Below are 860 nucleotides of genomic sequence, written 5' to 3'. Positions count from 1 at the left end.
GTTGGGCTAATGGTCGCGATGCCATTTTCAATCGACACCAACACGTTGCTGTTGCCGGACACTGAGAAGTTCAGTGCGGAGTCGCTGTCTTTAAATGCGTCGTTTAAATCAATCGTGTAGGTCGCGAAGTCTTCCGATAACACTTGGTCTGCAATGGCATTTTCAACAGTCGGTGCATCGTTAGCACGATTCACAACCAAACTATCACTGTCGCTAACCGTTGGATTAACACCATCCGATACTGATGCGCTGATCGTTAGGTCTTTAAGGTTGAGTTCGTCGTTGTTAACCGCGTCAACACCCGCTTGAGTCAGCTTGACTTCATTGCCAACCAACACGAAGTAGCCGTTTGAGTTGTTTTCTAGAGAAACGGTTAATTGGTCTTCTGGCGTGTCAGTATCGCGAACCGTTAAGGTTGCGACTACCGTATCAGTGTTCACTGCATCTTCAGTGATGCTTTCTACTGCATCAACCTTGATGGTTGGCGCATCGTTCACTGGATTTACTGTAACAGTTACTTTCGCTTCGTCGGTCAATTGACCGTCCGTTACGGTATAAGTGATTTCAGCGTGGCCATTGAAGTTTTCTGCCGGTGTGAACACCAGTTTGCCATCAACGATCTCTACTTTACCTTGTGCTTCAGGAACAGTCGCAGATTGGATCGACAACTTATCGCCATCCACATCAGAATCGTTTGGCAGAACATCGATAGTAACTGCGGTGTCTTCTTGTGTCGTAGCGATGTCATCTTTCGCCACTGGTGCATCGTTGACCGGTGTTACATTGACTTCAACGGTGGTGGATTCAGACACACCGCCAGAGGTGACGATGTAGGTGAAAGTATCTTTACCGACGTAGTT

The 860-nt window shown here is 47.3% G+C and carries 1 protein-coding gene; it reads right to left on the bottom strand.

Annotation, left to right across the window (positions count from 1 at the left end; all coding sequences use genetic code 11):
• Positions 1-860 (bottom strand): tandem-95 repeat protein (locus R7190_RS26415; RefSeq protein WP_318137744.1); only part of this gene is annotated, 860 nt, incomplete at both ends.

It is taken from the genome of Vibrio sp. 1078-1 (genome assembly GCF_033340475.1).
Note: the sequence above shows the minus strand (reverse complement) of the source record. Positions and strands in the feature narration are given on the sequence as shown.